This window comes from Streptomyces sp. NPDC057616, assembly GCF_042800575.1.
GTDB lineage: Bacteria > Actinomycetota > Actinomycetes > Streptomycetales > Streptomycetaceae > Streptomyces.
In genome coordinates this window covers 18,837-34,521 of record NZ_JBHVGU010000053.1, presented here as the reverse complement: position 1 = coordinate 34,521, position 15,685 = coordinate 18,837, and the positions used below count along the sequence as shown (strand labels likewise).

The following is a 15,685-nucleotide window of genomic DNA, read 5'->3' as shown; positions in this document are numbered from 1 at the left end:
ACGGGCCCCGGTTCGATGGACTGCAGTGGGCGTCTGTGCCCCTTGGGGGCCACGAGGCGCCTCGGACGAGCGACCACACTATCGGCTGGGCATGACGGCGGCCCGCCGCCTGTGGATAACCCACCTGCGACGGGCCGTTCGAATACGGAGGAGTGCGGAGGAGTACGGAGCCTTCGGGTCAGACGGCGGCCTTCTTCAGGCGGCGCCGCTCCCGCTCGGACAGACCGCCCCAGATGCCGAAGCGCTCGTCGTTGGCCAGGGCGTACTCGAGGCACTCGGAGCGGACCTCACAAGCGAGGCAGACCTTCTTGGCCTCGCGGGTGGAGCCGCCCTTCTCGGGGAAGAAGGACTCGGGGTCGGTCTGGGCGCACAGCGCGCGCTCCTGCCAGCCGAGTTCCTCGTCCGCGTCGTCGACCAGCAGTTGCTGCACCAGCTCGGTCATGTGCGCCCCTCGTCTGTCTTTCGCGTCCCCGTGATGTAGCCGTTACCGATCCCGGCTGAACGACACGAGTGAAATTACAAGTGTGCTGCTCCGGGCGAGTCAAGCCGAGATCTGCTATTGGGCCCCTTATTCACTCTGCGGAACCAAGGCCATGCGGAAAGTGTTCAAATCGGCATAAACCTTGACATGCAGACGAGGCCCGGGCGGGCCGCCGACCCCATGCAGAGCCTGTACGGGGAAGGACGCCCGTAGATCCGATCTCGTTCCACGCGTCTCTCGAGGCAAACCGGATCACAGTCGGATCACGGGATCGCAACGAGGCTTGTGCGCCCGGTTGTGCGCCATGTGTCCCGCGACCCGTATGCACAAACCTTTCGCCTCGGACATGAACCGGATGAGGTGAACCATGTCCCACATACCGGGCGCCGAGTTGACACTGAAGGTGTGAACCGCTGTCCTAGTGGGCATGCTCGCGAACTCGGCACTCGCCTCGACCCGCACGACCGGGTCCCACGGTGCTGCCCGCGCTCGCTGTAGCTGTTGTTGCTGTTCCAGCTGTTGAGCCACGCGCGCTCCGGCTGCCTCTGAGTCCGTCCCGACTCGGCTGCTGTCCCTCTGCCTGACGCCCTGACAGGGCATCCTCGCCGTCCGCGGTCCCGGCGGACGGTGTGCGACCCCAGCCAGCCCCACTCTTCGCCGAGGAACCACCGCACCCCATGAACAGCGACAACGACCTCCAGATCGCCGGCGACATCCTCGAAGTCCCGCACCTGCTCCAGCCCCCGCGCGAACATCCGGCCACCGTCGCCGAGTTCGTCGGACTGGCCCGCTCCATCGCCGCCGACCGCGCACAGTGGGAGCACCTCGTCGAGTACGACGCCACGACGCGCTGGTACCACCGGCTGCGCACCGGGCCCGGCTACGAGGTGTGGCTGCTGTCCTGGGTGCCCGGCCAGGGCAGCGGACCGCACGACCACGGCCGTTCCTCCGGTGTGCTGACCGTCCTGGAGGGCACGCTGACCGAGCGCACACGGCGGGGCACGCGCGCACTGGGGGCGGGTACGCAGCGGGTGTTCGCGCCGGGGTACGTCCACGAGGTGGTCAACGACGCGCTGGAGCCGGCCGTCAGCCTGCACGTCTACTACCCGGGCCTCACCGAGATGCCGATGCACACGACGTGCACGGCGGCGCCGGTGGCGTACGACGAGGTCGACGCGGTAACCGCCTGACGCGTTGTCCCACCCGCCTGTAAGACTGGGCCTCATGCGCATTGTGGTTCTGGCAGGCGGCATCGGTGGTGCCCGGTTCCTGCGCGGTCTCAAGCGGGCCGCACCGGACGCGGACATCACCGTCATCGGCAACACCGGGGACGACATCCACCTCTTCGGGCTGAAGGTCTGCCCGGACCTCGACACGGTGATGTACACGCTCGGCGGCGGCATCAACGAGGAGCAGGGCTGGGGGCGGGCCGACGAGACCTTCCACCTCAAGGAGGAGCTCGCGGCCTACGGCGTGGGGCCGGAGTGGTTCGGCCTCGGCGACCGGGACTTCGCCACGCACATCGTGCGGACGCAGATGATCGGCGCCGGCTACCCGCTCAGCGCGGTCACCGAGGCGCTGTGCGACCGGTGGAAGCCGGGTGTGCGGCTGATCCCCATGACGGACGACCGGGTCGAGACGCATGTGGCCGTCGAGGTCGACGGCGAGCGCAAGGCGGTGCACTTCCAGGAGTACTGGGTGCGGCTGCGGGCCTCGGTGCCGGCCGAGGCGGTCGTGCCGGTGGGCGCCGAGCAGGCGAAGCCGGCGCCGGGCGTGCTGGAGGCGATCGCGGAGGCGGACGTCGTGCTGTTCCCGCCGTCGAACCCGGTGGTCTCCATCGGCACGATCCTCGCGGTGCCCGGCATCCGGGAGGCGATCGCCGACGCGGGCGTGCCGGTCGTCGGCCTCTCCCCCATCGTCGGCGACGCGCCCGTGCGCGGGATGGCCGACAAGGTGCTGGCCGCGGTCGGCGTGGAGTCGACGGCCGCGGCGGTGGCCGAGCACTACGGCTCGGGGCTGCTGGACGGCTGGCTCGTCGACACCGTGGACGCGGGCGTCGTGGAGCGGGTCGAGGGCGCCGGGATCCGCTGCCGGGCGGTGCCGCTGATGATGACCGACCTGGAGGCGACCGCCCGGATGGCGCGTGAGGCGCTGACGCTGGCGGAGGAGGTGCGGCCGTCTTGAGCGAGCGGACTTCCGAGGGCGCCGCGGCCTCCGGCGGGGCGCCCGGTTTCCGGGTCTGGGCCGTGCCCGGGCTGCCCGAGGTGACCGCGGGCGACGACGTCGCCAAGCTCATCGCCGCCGCCGAACCCGGCCTCGCCGACGGGGACGTCCTGCTCGTCACCTCGAAGATCGTGTCCAAGGCGGAGGGGCGCGTCGTCGCGGGCGACGACCGCGAGGCCGCCATCGACGCCGAGACCGTACGGGTCGTGGCGCGCCGCGGCAGCCTGCGGATCGTGGAGAACCGGCAGGGCCTGGTGATGGCCGCGGCCGGGGTCGACGCCTCCAACACCGCGCCCGGCACGGTGCTGCTGCTGCCCGAGGACCCGGACGCGTCCGCCCGGGCCATCCGGGACGGACTGCGCGACGCACTCGGTGTCGAGGTCGGGGTCGTCGTGACCGACACCTTCGGGCGCCCGTGGCGCTCGGGGCTCACGGACGTGGCGATCGGCGCCGCAGGCGTGCGCGTGCTGGACGACCTGCGCGGCGGCACGGACGCGCACGGCAATCCGCTCAGCGCGACGGTCGTGGCGACCGCGGACGAGCTGGCCGCCGCCGGCGACCTGGTCAAGGGCAAGGCCGCCGGGCTTCCCGTCGCCGTCGTGCGCGGGCTCGCGCACGTGGTGGCGCAGGACGACGGGGAAGGGGCGCGGGCCATGGTGCGCGGCGGACGGGACGACATGTTCCGGCTCGGGACGTCCGAGGCCGTACGGACGGCGGTGACCCAGCGCCGTACGGTGCGGGCCTTCACCGGTGAACCGGTCGACCCCGGTGCCGTACGGCGGGCGGTCGCCGCGGCCGTGACGGCGCCGGCGCCGCATCACACGACGCCGTGGCGGTTCGTGCTGCTGGAGTCCGAGGCCGCGCGGACCGGGCTGCTGGACGCCATGCGCGACGCCTGGATCGCCGATCTGCGCCGGGACGGCAAGAGCGAGGAGTCCATCGCCAAGCGGGTGCGCCGGGGCGACGTCCTGCGCAACGCGCCGTATCTGGTGGTGCCGTGCCTCGTCATGGACGGCTCGCACACCTACGGGGACGCGCGCCGGGACGGCGCCGAGCGGGAGATGTTCGTGGTCGCCGCGGGCGCCGGCGTGCAGAACTTCCTGGTCGCGCTCGCCGCAGAGCGGCTGGGATCGGCCTGGGTGTCGTCGACCATGTTCTGCCGCGACGTCGTACGGGAGGCGCTGGGGCTGCCCGCGGACTGGGACCCGATGGGTGCCGTCGCGGTCGGGCATCCGGCCGAGGAACCCCGGCCGCGGCCGGAGCGTGATGCGGGGAGCTTCATAGAGGTCCGGTGACACACGCGCGCGTGCGCCTAATCTCGTAGGGCCCCTTCCCTGTGCCCCACAGGGTTCCTCTCGCCTCCCGGGACTTCATCCATGGCAGGACGGTTCGCTCCTCGGCCCACCCGTACGACGGTGCGGGGCGGGCATGTCGCCGTACCCGCGCGCGGTGGCGTGCCGCAGCAGGCCGCGGCGCCCGGGCGGGTGCGGACGGTGGTGCCGGAGGCACCGATCGACCTCGGACTGGTGCTGGGGCCGTTGCGGCGCGGACCGGGCGATCCGACGTTCAGGGCGACGCCCGACGGCGCCGTGTGGCGGGCCAGCCTCACCCCGGCCGGGCCGGGGACGCTGCGGGTCGCCGCGAAGGGCACCGTCGTACGCGGCGAGGCGTGGGGGCCGGGGGCCGAGTGGCTGCTGGAGCAGTTGCCCGAGATGCTCGGTGCGGCGGACGACCCGGACGCCTTCGCGCCCCGGCACCGGCTGGTGGCGCTCGCCCGGCACCGGCGGCCCGGGCTGCGGCTGACGCGCACCGGACTGGTGCTGGAGTCGCTGATCCCGTCGATCCTGGAGCAGAAGGTCACGACCCTCGAGGCGTACCAGGCGTGGCGGATTCTGGTGCGCAAGTACGGTGAGCCGGCGCCGGGGCCGGCGGCGGGCGGGCGGCTGTGGGTGATGCCGGCGCCGCGGACGTGGGCGCTGATCCCGTCCTGGGAGTGGCACCGGGCCGGCGTCGACAACAAGCGGGCGTCGACGATCCTGCGGGCCGTGCGGGTCGCCGCACGGATGGAGGAGGCGGCCCGGATGGAGCCGGCGGCCGCGCAGGCGCGGCTGGAGCTGGTCTCCGGGATCGGCCCGTGGACCTCGGCGGAGACGGTGCAGCGCAGCCACGGGGCGCCGGACGCCGTGACCGTGGGGGATCTGCATCTGCCCGGCATCGTCGGATGGGCGCTGGCCGGGGACCGGGACGCGGACGACGCGATGATGCTGGAGCTGCTGGAGCCGTATGCCGGACAGCGGCACCGGGCGGCCCGGCTGATCCTGCTCAGCGGCCGGACACCGCCGAGACGGGCGCCGCGGATGCCGAAGGGCGACATCGGACGGCTCTGACCGAAGCCGAGGGAGCCGAGGCCCGAGCCGCGGTTTCACAGCCGCAGCCAGGGACGACGGCACGGGGGCGCCGCGCAGGACGCCCCCGGGATGCGTGCGCAGCTGACGGCTACTGGTCGGAGGAGAAGCGCACCGACCCCGCCGGGATACGGGCGTCGCACCACACTCGTGCCCCGTCGCGCAGTTCGTTGTCGGCGCCGACGACCGCGCCGTCGCCGATGACCGTGCCGGTCAGGACGGAGCGCTCGCCCACGCGTGCGCGCGTGCCGATGAGGGAGTCGGTGATGACGGCGCCGGGTTCGATGACGGCGCCCGGCAGGATCGTCGAGCCGAAGACCCGGGCGCCCTCCGCCACGAACGCGCCCTCGCCCACCACCGTGCCGCCCGTGAGCTTGGCGTCGGGCGCGACGCGCGCCGTCGGCAGGACCAGCCGGTCGCCGCAGCGGCCGGGGACGGCGGGCGAGGGGGCGCGGCCGAGCACCAGGTCGGCGGAGCCGCGGACGAAGGCCGCCGGGGTGCCGAGGTCCAGCCAGTACGTGGAGTCGACCATGCCCTGCAGATGGGCTCCGGCGGCGAGCAGGTCGGGGAACGTCTCCCGCTCCACCGAGACCGGGCGGCCCGCCGGGATCGTGTCGATAACCGAGCGGCGGAAGACGTACGCCCCCGCGTTGATCTGGTCGGTGACGATCTCCTCGGGCGTTTGCGGCTTCTCCAGGAAGGCGAGGACGCGGCCCGTCTCGTCCGTCGGGACCAGTCCGTACGCGCGCGGGTCGGTGACCTTGGTCAGGTGCAGCGAGACGTCGGCGCCGGTCTTCTCGTGGGTGTCGACCAGGGCGCGGATGTTCAGGCCGGTCAGGATGTCGCCGTTGAAGATCAGGACCGGTTCGTCGGGCCCGGAGTGCAGACGGGAGGCGACGTTGCGGATGGCGCCGCCGGTGCCGAGGGGCTCCTCCTCGGTCACGTACTCGAGGTGGAGGCCGAGGGACGAGCCGTCGCCGAAGTAGGGCTCGAAGACCTCGGCCAGGTACGACGTGGCGAGGACGATGTGGTCGACGCCCGCCGCTCTCGCTCTCGCCAGCTGGTGGGTGAGGAACGGGACGCCGGCCGCCCGGACCATGGGCTTCGGCGTGTGGACCGTGAGGGGCCGCAGCCGGGTGCCCTTGCCGCCGACCAGGAGGATCGCTTCTGTCACCTGTCGTCTCTGCTTCCTGCCGGGACCGGCCGAACTGTCTTTCGGCCGGCCAGTGTATGCAGATCGTCGTGTGGCGCCTTCGACGGCCGTGCGGTGCTGAGCGGTTCCACCCGGTGTCCCCCGATGGCGTGCACGTGGTCCTCGTGCGCCCCCGTGACCGGCTCCCGCGCGTCGCCCGGGGGCGCGGCCCTCAGCGCCCCTGGTAGCGCGCGGCGGTCGAGCGGGCCGTGCCGAGCTTGCGGTAGAGCTGGGTGCCCGGACAGGCCGTGGCGAAGCCGTCACGGTGGCCGGAGATCACGTTGAGACGTACGTTCTTTCCCTTTCGGTAGAGATTGCCACCACCCGACTTCAGATACGCCTTTCCACGCGGATTGGCACCGTAGAGGCCGAGTTTCCAGGCGGTGAGCCGGGAGATGGCGCGCAGGGCGGCCGCGGGCGGCTTGTGCGAGCCGAAGCTGCCGAGGACGGCGACACCCATGCTGTTGCCGTTGAAGCCGAGGGTGTGGGCGCCGAGGACGGCCTTCGCCACTCCCCCGGCGCGCCCCTCGTAGATGTTTCCGCACTTGTCGACGAGGAAGTTGTAGCCGATGTCGCGCCAGCCCATGCTCTTGACGTGGTAGCGGTAGATACCGCGGATGACGGAGGCGGCCTGCGAGCAGCTGTATCCGTTGCCGGACGAGGTGTGGTGGACGAACGCCACCTTGACCTTCTTCGTGTAGACGAAGCCCTTCTCGCGCAGCTTCTCGTCCGCGCCCCAGCCGCGGCGCGTGATGATACGGGGACGCGGGCCGATGTACGGCTTGGCGCGCTGAGCGCCCGTCAACTCGCTGTCGCCCAGGCCCCGTAGCTCCCGCTCGGTCGCGGCCCGGCTCAGCGCGGGGATCTCGGTGGCGCCGAGCGGCGCGACGTCGGCGTTGGCGGCGGAGGCGGCCAGGGCCTCGGCCGACTCGGCGCCGAGGGCGCCGGTGCGGGGGGCGCCCGCCGGCATGCCGTGCAGCTCGACCGCCGGCCCGCCCTCCCCGCCGGTGTCGTCGCCGGGGTCCACGAGTTCCAGACGCAGCCCCGACGGGAGCGCGGCGGCGGTCGACGCGGCGCGGGTGCGGGGCGCGGACGCCTTCGTCCGGGTTCCGCCCTCGGCCCGGACCCGGACCTCGACCCCGTCCGAGTCCCCCACCCACAGCGGTGCGGTGGAGCCGCGGACGCGGCCCGAGGTGCGCTCGGCGGTGCCGGGGTCGGCCGCGTCGTCGTTGTGGGTCTCGAGGTTCTGCCAGCCGGACCAGACGCCGGAGCGGGTGGCGCGGGTGCGGACCTGGACACGGCCGTGCAGTTCGGTGTCGGGGTTGTCCCAGACGACCCCCACCATCGAGAAGCGCCTGACGTCCCGGCGGGTCAGGCCCAGCTCGCCGGCGGCCGGGGAGGCGATGGCGCGGTCGCGGGCGCGCTGGCCGAGCGGCCGCAGGGGCAGCGACCGGGTGCTGCCGGGGAGGTCGTACCGGGCGGCCGCCGGTACGAATCCCGCGCGGCTCGCCGCGGGGCTCGCGGTCGCCGCGGCGGCGGGCAGGGTCAGCGGGAGAGCGAGGGCGGTCGCGCAGGCGACGCCGACCGAGGAGGCGATCGAAGAGGCGAGAAGTCGACGCATACCCATGATCTTGTACAAAGTCAGACATATCTGTCCATCCGGGAATTGACGGACCGTCGGCTGCCGTTCGCCCGAACCGGTGGCGGCGCCGGGCGGTGCGCGACCGGGCGCCCGCGTACGCTTGCGCGGGTGAACGCCACCGACCGCACCCCTGCCGACCTGCTGAGTTCCGCGCTCGCCACGGACCCCGCGCGCCCCTTGGTGACCTTCTACGACGACGCCACGGGCGAGCGCGTCGAACTGTCCGTGGCCACCTTCGCCAATTGGGTGGCCAAGACCGCCAACCTCCTCCAGGGCGACCTGTCCGCCGCGCCCGGCGACCGGGTGGCGCTGCTGCTGCCCGCGCACTGGCAGACGGCGGTGTGGCTGCTGGCGTGCGCGTCGGTGGGCGCGGTCGCCGACGTCGACGGGGATCCCGCGGCGGCCGACGTCGTGGTGAGCGGTCCGGACACGCTGGACGCGGCGCGGGCCTGCCGGGGCGAGCGGGTCGCCCTCGCGCTGCGGCCGCTGGGCGGGCGGTTCCCGCAACCGCCTTCGGGCTTCGTCGACTACGCCGTGGAAGTGCCGGGCCAGGGAGACCGGTTCGCTCCGTTCGCGCCGGTCGATCCCGACGAGCCGGCGCTCATCGTGGCCGGGCGGGAGTTCAGCGGGGCGGAGGTCGTCGAGCGGGCGGCCGCGGAGGCGACGGGGCTCGGGCTGACGGGACCGGGGGCGCGCATCCTGTCCGGGCTGCCGTACGACACCTGGGACGGGCTGAACGCCGGGCTGTACGGGCCGCTCGCCGTCGGCGGGTCGGTGGTTCTGTGCCGGCACCTGGAGCAGGCGAGCGAGGAGACCGTCGCCGGGCGGGTCGAGAGTGAGCGGGTGTCCGTGGTCCGCCGCTGAGAGTGGGTGGTGACCGTTGTCGGGCGACCGGGGCCTGTGGGGGCTGATCGCGCAGTTCCCCGCGCCCCTGAACGACAAAGCACTGCAGTCACCCGAACGGGTCAGCAACAGCCCGCTTGAGGAGCCCCTCCGAGGCATGGTCGTAGAACCAGCACGTTCATACGCCATGAGGGGTGGAGCGGCACGTGAAAGGGCTGAGACGACCGGTGCGGCCGCGGCGGCGGTGGCTGCGGTACGGCGGGATCGCCGTCGCCGTGCTGGCCGTCGGGGCCGCCGGGGGCGGGTGGGTGCTGTACATGAAGCTGAGCGGCAACATCACCCCCGACGAGGCCGCCGCCCGTGAACTCGCGCGGTACGAGAAGGAGCGGCCCACCTCGCTCGTCAAGGACGCGCAGAACATCCTGGTGATCGGCTCGGACTCGCGCTCCGGGGACGGCAACTCCCGCTACGGGCGCGACTCGGGGACCGAGCGGTCCGACACCACGATCCTGCTGCACCTGTCCAAGGGGCGGCACACCGCGACCGCGATCTCCCTCCCCCGCGACCTGATGGTGGACGTGCCCTCATGCCTGCGCGCCGACGGGAGCCGCTCCGAACCGACCTTCGCGATGTTCAACTACGCCTTCGAGATGGGCGGTTCGGCCTGCACCATCCGGACTCTCGAGAAGCTCACGGACGTCCGCGTCGACCATCACGTCGTCATCGACTTCCACGGCTTCAAGGAGATGGTCGACGCGCTCGACGGCGTCCGGGTCTGCCTGAAGGAGCCGATCGACGACAAGGCCGCCAAGCTGAAGCTGCCCGCGGGACGGGTCACGCTCGACGGCGAGCAGGCCCTCGGCTACGTCCGCGCCCGCAAGACCCTCGGCAACGGCAGCGACACCGACCGGATGGAGCGCCAGCAGCGATTCCTCGGCGCGCTCGTCAACAAGGTGCAGAGCAATGACGTACTGCTGAATCCGGTGAAGCTCTATCCGGTGCTGGACGCCGCCACGTCGTCCCTCACCACCGACCCGGGTCTGGCGAGTCTGCGTGGTTTGTACGAACTCGTGCGCGGACTGCGCGACATCCCCGCGGAACGCGTGCAATTCCTCACGGTTCCGCGCGAGTCGTACGTCTACAACGCGAATCGCGACCAGCTCGTGGAGCCCGAGGCGGAAAAGCTGTTCGAACGACTGCGCACGGACGCGCCACTGGCCGTGAGCAGGTCCGGGCGGGATTCCGATGCGAAGAGTCGCAATTCGACCACGAAGGGCGACGGAAACTCCGCCGGAAAACGGTCCGGCCAGCCCGGAACATCCGTTTCGCCCGCTCCGACGTTCAGCGGGAACACCGCCGCCGAGGACCGCTGCACGTAAAGCGAACACCAAGGCGACGAACAGCCGCCCCAAGAAAGTTCAAGGAAATGGGCGGATTGCCCCCTTGTAGGGACGTGGAATTTGTCACCGACGTCGCTTGGCGTTGAACTGGGCGGATAGTGTGAGCGATCCGGTGCACCCAACCGCGACGTCTTCCTGGGGCCGTGCACTGCGAGACCGTGACCTGAGCGCCTTTGAGGGGGAAGGCGCCGCGTGGCCCAAACGGAGGATTCGGACAACCGTGGACGCGCAAAGCCGTGGGCGGGCGGACAACGTCGACCCCGCAGACCAGTGGGTGCTCAATCCGAACACCGGCGAATACGAACTGCGACTGACCCCTTCCACACCGCGATCGACGGTTCCAGGACCTCGCAGATCCGCTCCTCGCGGAGGCGATGCGGCCCGCTCGCGCACCGCGAGCCCGCAGGCCCCCGGCCGTGACGTACCGCCGCAGCGCCGGCGCCGTGCCCAGCCCGACGAGCCGCTGCCCGGCCGGCGCAGCCGCCGTCCCGCGAAGAAGTCGAAGGCGAAGAAGGCCCTGATGTGGACGGGCGGCAGCATGGCGTTCGTGCTGCTCGCCGCGGCCGGCGGCGCCTACCTCTACATCAAGCACCTCAACGACAACATCACGTCCGTCTCCGACGACGGCGCGAGCACCGGTGGCTTCAGCAAGGGCAAGGCGATCAACATCCTGCTGATCGGCACCGACAAGCGCACCGGCAAGGGCAACACGAAGTACGGCGACTCCGGCAGCGTCGGGCACGCGGACACCACGATCCTGCTGCACGTCTCCAAGGACCGTTCCAACGCGACCGCGTTGAGCATTCCGCGCGACCTGATCACCGACGTCCCGGACTGCCCCACCAAGCAGGAGGACGGCACCGAGAAGGTCATCACGGGGACCAGCGGCGTCCGCTTCAACACGAGCCTCGGCCAGGACGAGCGCACGCCCAGCTGCGTCGCCCGCACCGTCACGGAGCTGACCGGGATCAAGCCGGACAACTTCATGGTCGCCGACTTCAACGCGGTCAAGACGCTGACCACGGCGGTCGGCGGGGTGGACGTATGTCTCGGCAAGGACATCAACGACCCCGACTCGCACCTGAATCTGAAGAAGGGCACGCGGCACATCGAGGGTGAGACGGCCCTCGCCTTCGTCCGCACCCGGCACGCGGTCGGCTTCGGCGGCGACCTGAGCCGGATCACGCTGCAGCAGCAGTTCCTCAGCGCGCTGATGCGCAAGCTGAAGTCGAACGACACGCTCACCAACCCGGCGAAGATGATCAAGGTCGCCGAGGCGGGCACCAAGGCGCTGACCGTCGACTCCAACCTCGACAGCATCGGCAAGCTGAAGGACCTCGGCCTGGAGCTGGGCAAGCTCAACCCGAAGAACCTGACGTTCACCACCGTGCCGGTGGTCGACAACCCGGCCGAGAAGGTGAAGGCGACCGTCGTCCTGAACGATTCGAAGGCCCCGCAGGTCTTCCAGGCCATCAGGAACGACGTCTCCTTCACCGCGGTCAAGCAGCAGAAGAAGAAGGAGGCGGCCGCCGTGGCCGCCCGTCTCAAGGGCAGCAAGTCGGCCGCGTCCGACGTGCGTGTGCGCATCCTCAACGGCGGCGCCGCCGCCGGCAGCGCGCAGGCGGAGCTGGAGTACCTGCAGAACCAGGCGGGCGTGCTGAAGTCCGAGAACGCGGGCAACGCGGACGCGGCGCTCAGCAGGACGACGCTGGAGTACGCCCCGGACCAGGCCGACCAGGCGCGCCGGCTGGCCGCCATCATGGGGCTGTCCGGCGCGGCCCTGAAGCCCGGCAAGAGCGTGACCAACGCGCAGGGCCTGCCGACGATGACGCTGACCCTGGGCAAGGACTTCGAGACCGCGGGCGAACCGCTCACCGCGGCGTCCAAGGCACCGGACGTCGACAAGTCCACGGCGGACAAGGTTCAGTGCGCCAAGTGACCTGAGCGGACAAGGTTCGGGCCGCCAAGTGACCTAACGGGCCTGTCGTGCGTCTAACAGGGCGCATGGCAGGCCCATTTGTCGGCGCAAGGGTGGGGAGGACGGGGGATGACGCGGAGCGATGTGCGCAGAGAAGCGCCTCGACCGGACGTGCGGCGCGATCTCGGCGGCCGGGGGGCGGCGCGGGCCGGGGACGGCGACGGAACGGCCGGCGCGGACAACGGCGGGCACCGGCGGGGGCGGGGACCGCGGCGCAAGCACCGGGTGCTCAGATGGTCCGCGACGACGCTCGCGGTACTGATACTCGGCACGGCCGGCGCCGGATACCTGTACTACCGCCACCTGAACGCCAACATCCAGAAGGGCGAGCGCAGCAGCGGGGACTCCAAGGCCCGCAGGGCCGAGCCCAACGCGGCCGGGCAGACGCCGCTGAACATCCTGCTCATCGGTTCGGACAGCCGGGACTCGGACGAGAACGTGAAGCTGGGCGGCAGCAAGGACAACCGCAACAACCCGCCGCTCGGCGACGTGCAGATGCTCATCCACCTCTCCGCGGACCGCAAGAGCGCCGCGATGGTCAGCATCCCGCGCGACACCCGGGTCGACATCCCCAAGTGCACCGACCCGGACACCGGCCGGACCTACCCGGCGACCAACGACATCATCAACACCTCGCTGGCGCGCGGCGGAGCCGGCTGCACCCTGGCCACCTGGGAGAACCTCACCGGGGTCTACATCGACCACTGGATGACGATCGACTTCGCGGGTGTGGTGCGGATGGCCGACGCCATCGGAGGCGTCGACGTCTGCGTACGGCAGAACGTGTGGGACCACCCGACGGCGGCCGTGCCCGGCGGCTCCGGTCTGAAGATGACGGCCGGCACCAAGAAGATCAAGGGCAAGCAGGCGCTGCAGTGGCTGCGCACCCGGCACGCCTGGGGCAGCGACCCGATGCGGGCCCGCGCGCAGCACATGTACCTCAACTCGATGCTGCGCACGCTGAAGAAGCAGAACGTCTTCACCGACACCGGCCGGCTGACCGACCTCGCCGAGGCGGCCACCAAGTCCCTGAAGGTCTCCGAGGAGATCGGCACCGTGAAGAAGCTCTACGACCTGGGCATGCAGCTCAAGTCGGTGCCCACGGACCGCATCACCTCGCTGACGATGCCGAACGTCGAGGACCCCAGGGACGCCAACCACCTGCTGCCGGACGCCGCCGGCGCCGCGAAGGTGTGGCAGATGCTCCGCGACGACGTGCCCTTCGACAACAAGGGCGGGAAGAAGGCGAAGCCGAAGCAGGAGGCGACGAAGGCCCCTTCGGCGCCGGACGACCGGATCGGCGTCCTGGTGCAGAACGCCACCGGCTCCACCACGCTCGCCCCGGCCCCCGGACGCGCGGGCGCGGTCGCCCAGGAGCTCGTGCAGAAGGGGTTCGCGCGGGCCGCCAAGGACACCACGGCGGGGCTCTCCGAGGACCGGACCGTCGTCCGCTACCCGAGCGCCGATCTGGAGGGCGACGCCCAGCGCGTCGCCAAGTCGCTCGGGATTCCGCTGAGTTCGGTGCGGAAGTCGACGGACGTCTCCGGTGTCACGCTCGTCGTCGGAGCCGACTGGCGCACCGGCACCTCGTACCCGAAGTCCACGCCCAAGGACGACGGCCTGCCGAGCAGCGCCGACTCGATCAACGGCTCGGACAGCACTCAGTGCATGGACGTGTACGCCCCCTACCGCTGGTAGCGGGCGAACTGCCCCGCCGGGCCACAGCTTTCTCCTATCTGCCTGCACAATGATGAGGCGCGCTCGCGTTCGGATGTCGCACGGACGACGCAGGGGCGGCGCGCCCTCTCGCTCGCCCCGTCCGGGGGGACGGGTGACCGGGAGGTTCAACAGCCCGCCGTGGTGCGGGCACAGGGGTGGGAGGGCAGCAGGGTGGCGCGGAGCGGTGTGCGCGAAGAGGGGCCCGCGGCCGGGGACACGATGTCCCTCAGGCCGCGGGGCGAGGAGCAGCCGGACGAGGGGGCCGGGCGCGGGAAGGGCCGTCCGGACGGCGACCGCAGACGCCGCAGACGCCGCGTCCTGCGCTGGTCGGCGTCGGTACTGGCGGTGGTGATACTCGGCACGGCGGGGGCCGGCTATCTCTACTACCAGCACCTCAACGACAACCTGAGGAAGTCCGACCTCAACCTCGGCGACGCGAAGGACAGGGCGCAGCAGCCGAAGGCCAACGCGGCCGGGCAGACCCCGCTGAACATCCTGCTGATCGGCTCCGACGCCCGCGACTCCGCGGAGAACCAGAAGCTCGGCGGCGCGAAGGACACCTTCAACACCGCGCCGCGCGCCGACGTCCAGATGCTGCTGCACCTCTCGGCGGACCGCACCAACATGTCGGTGGTGAGCATGCCCCGCGACACCCTGGTCGACATCCCCAAGTGCACCGATCCGGACACCGGCAAGGTCTACGGGGCGCTCACCTCGACGATCACCAACGACTCCCTCGGCCGCGGCGGCCCCGGCTGCACGGTGGCGACGTGGGAGAAGCTGACGGACATCCACATCGACCACTTCATGATGATCGACTTCGCGGGCGTGGTGTCCATGGCGGACGCCATCGGCGGCGTACCGGTCTGCGTCGACGCCAACATCCACTCCAAGTCCTCCGACGGCCACGGCTCGGGCCTGAAGCTGAAGAAGGGCACCACGTACGTCAAGGGCGTGCAGGCCCTTCAGTGGCTGCGCACGCGGTACGGCTTCGAGGACAACACGGACATCGCCCGGGCCAAGGCCCAGCACCAGTACATGAACGCGATGGTCCGCCAGCTGCGCGAGAACGCCACGCTCGGCAGTCCGAACAAGCTCCGCCGGCTCGCCGAGACGGCCACCAGCGCGCTGACCGTGGACGACGGCCTGGGCAGCGTGGCGAAGCTGTACGACCTGAGCAGGGAGCTCAAGAAGGTCCCCACCCAGCGCATCACCATGACGACGATGCCCTGGCAGTACTCCTCCACCAGCAGCGGCCGCGTGGTGCCCAAGCCGGGCGACGCGGACAAGCTGTTCCGGCTGGTGCGCGAGGACATCGCGCTGGACGGCAAGGACAAGAAGAAGTCCGGCGCCTCCGCGCAGTCGACGGACCCGGCCGCCGCGGACGACCGGATCGCCGTACAGGTGCAGAACGGCACCCGGTCCAGCACGCGGGCCGCGGAGACCGGGCGGGCGCACACGGTGGCCGAGCTGCTCGCCGGCAAGGGGTTCACCGAGGCGCGGGCCGACTCCTCGGCGGTCCCCGGCGAGGAGAAGACGGTGATCCGCTATCCGAGCGCCGACCTGGAGGGCGACGCGCAGCGGGTGGCGAAGGCGCTCGGCGTCCCGGAGTCGGCGGTGGAGAAGTCCACGGACGTCGACGGGGTGACGCTCGTCGTCGGCGCCGACTGGCGCTCCGGTTCGGCGTACAAGGCCGCGAAGGACGACGACAGGACGCCCGACTCCGCGCAGGCCATCAACGGCTCGGACGAGAAGCAGTGCATGCACGTCAACCCGGGCTACACCTGGTAGCCCGGGTCGGC

12 protein-coding genes are annotated in these 15,685 nt (G+C 71.4%); 9 read left to right on the top strand and 3 right to left on the bottom strand.

Annotated elements, in window-relative coordinates:
* Positions 1–178: 178 nt before the first annotated feature.
* Positions 179–442: a WhiB family transcriptional regulator gene (locus ACFU97_RS41345; protein WP_003975777.1), complete on the bottom strand. Its 264-nt coding sequence runs from the start codon at positions 440–442 to the stop codon at positions 179–181.
* A gap of 716 nt (positions 443–1,158) precedes the next feature.
* Here ACFU97_RS41345 and ACFU97_RS41340 point away from each other — a divergent pair.
* From ACFU97_RS41340 to ACFU97_RS41325, 4 genes are all read left to right on the top strand, one after another.
* Positions 1,159–1,671 carry a cysteine dioxygenase gene (locus ACFU97_RS41340; protein ID WP_384267161.1) on the top strand — a complete coding sequence of 171 codons (513 nt, stop codon included), beginning with the start codon at positions 1,159–1,161 and terminating at the stop codon, positions 1,669–1,671.
* A 34-nt stretch (positions 1,672–1,705) separates the two neighbouring features.
* Positions 1,706–2,665, top strand: coding sequence for a 2-phospho-L-lactate transferase (gene cofD / locus ACFU97_RS41335; protein WP_384267159.1), 960 nt, complete (start codon positions 1,706–1,708; stop codon positions 2,663–2,665).
* Positions 2,662–3,999, top strand: coding sequence for a coenzyme F420-0:L-glutamate ligase (locus tag ACFU97_RS41330; protein WP_384267156.1), 1,338 nt, complete (start codon positions 2,662–2,664; stop codon positions 3,997–3,999). Before cofD ends, ACFU97_RS41330 begins: the two co-directional genes overlap by 4 nt.
* Positions 4,000–4,080: 81 nt before the next feature.
* Complete coding sequence (locus ACFU97_RS41325; protein WP_384267154.1) at positions 4,081–5,091, top strand: DNA-3-methyladenine glycosylase family protein; 1,011 nt, start codon at positions 4,081–4,083, stop codon at positions 5,089–5,091.
* A gap of 109 nt (positions 5,092–5,200) precedes the next feature.
* On the opposite strand, the gene ACFU97_RS41320 is transcribed toward ACFU97_RS41325, so the two are convergent.
* Together ACFU97_RS41320 and ACFU97_RS41315 are read right to left on the bottom strand one after the other, a co-directional pair.
* Positions 5,201–6,283, bottom strand: a complete 1,083-nt coding sequence (locus ACFU97_RS41320) for a sugar phosphate nucleotidyltransferase (protein WP_384267152.1) — start codon at positions 6,281–6,283, stop codon at positions 5,201–5,203.
* 190 nt (positions 6,284–6,473) lie between these two features.
* Positions 6,474–7,922: a peptidoglycan recognition protein gene (locus tag ACFU97_RS41315; RefSeq protein WP_384267149.1), complete on the bottom strand. Its 1,449-nt coding sequence runs from the start codon at positions 7,920–7,922 to the stop codon at positions 6,474–6,476.
* Positions 7,923–8,051: 129 nt separating this feature from the next.
* Here ACFU97_RS41315 and ACFU97_RS41310 point away from each other — a divergent pair, with 129 nt between their 5' ends.
* The 5 genes from ACFU97_RS41310 (at position 8,052) to ACFU97_RS41290 (ending at position 15,674) form a co-directional block, all read left to right on the top strand.
* Complete coding sequence (locus ACFU97_RS41310; protein WP_384267147.1) at positions 8,052–8,807, top strand: TIGR03089 family protein; 756 nt, start codon at positions 8,052–8,054, stop codon at positions 8,805–8,807.
* Between the two features lie 185 nt (positions 8,808–8,992).
* The gene (locus ACFU97_RS41305; protein WP_384267145.1) at positions 8,993–10,165 is read left to right on the top strand and encodes an LCP family protein; all 1,173 of its coding nucleotides are present in this window, start codon (positions 8,993–8,995) and stop codon (positions 10,163–10,165) included.
* A gap of 241 nt (positions 10,166–10,406) precedes the next feature.
* Positions 10,407–12,125: an LCP family protein gene (locus ACFU97_RS41300; RefSeq protein WP_384267143.1), complete on the top strand. Its 1,719-nt coding sequence runs from the start codon at positions 10,407–10,409 to the stop codon at positions 12,123–12,125.
* A 108-nt stretch (positions 12,126–12,233) separates the two neighbouring features.
* The gene (locus ACFU97_RS41295) at positions 12,234–13,862 is read left to right on the top strand and encodes an LCP family protein (RefSeq protein WP_384267140.1); all 1,629 of its coding nucleotides are present in this window, start codon (positions 12,234–12,236) and stop codon (positions 13,860–13,862) included.
* A gap of 240 nt (positions 13,863–14,102) precedes the next feature.
* The gene (locus tag ACFU97_RS41290; protein ID WP_384267138.1) at positions 14,103–15,674 is read left to right on the top strand and encodes an LCP family protein; all 1,572 of its coding nucleotides are present in this window, start codon (positions 14,103–14,105) and stop codon (positions 15,672–15,674) included.
* The last annotated feature ends 11 nt before the right edge of the window (positions 15,675–15,685 follow it).

Coding starts and splice junctions, on each gene's coding strand:
- ACFU97_RS41325 (WP_384267154.1), top strand. CDS start 4,081: ATGGCAGGACGGTTCGCTCCTCGGCCCACCCGTACGACGGTGCGGGGC.
- cofD (WP_384267159.1), top strand. CDS start 1,706: ATGCGCATTGTGGTTCTGGCAGGCGGCATCGGTGGTGCCCGGTTCCTG.
- ACFU97_RS41340 (WP_384267161.1), top strand. CDS start 1,159: ATGAACAGCGACAACGACCTCCAGATCGCCGGCGACATCCTCGAAGTC.
- ACFU97_RS41295 (WP_384267140.1), top strand. CDS start 12,234: ATGACGCGGAGCGATGTGCGCAGAGAAGCGCCTCGACCGGACGTGCGG.
- ACFU97_RS41345 (WP_003975777.1), bottom strand. CDS start 442: ATGACCGAGCTGGTGCAGCAACTGCTGGTCGACGACGCGGACGAGGAA.
- ACFU97_RS41290 (WP_384267138.1), top strand. CDS start 14,103: ATGTCCCTCAGGCCGCGGGGCGAGGAGCAGCCGGACGAGGGGGCCGGG.
- ACFU97_RS41315 (WP_384267149.1), bottom strand. CDS start 7,922: ATGCGTCGACTTCTCGCCTCTTCGATCGCCTCCTCGGTCGGCGTCGCC.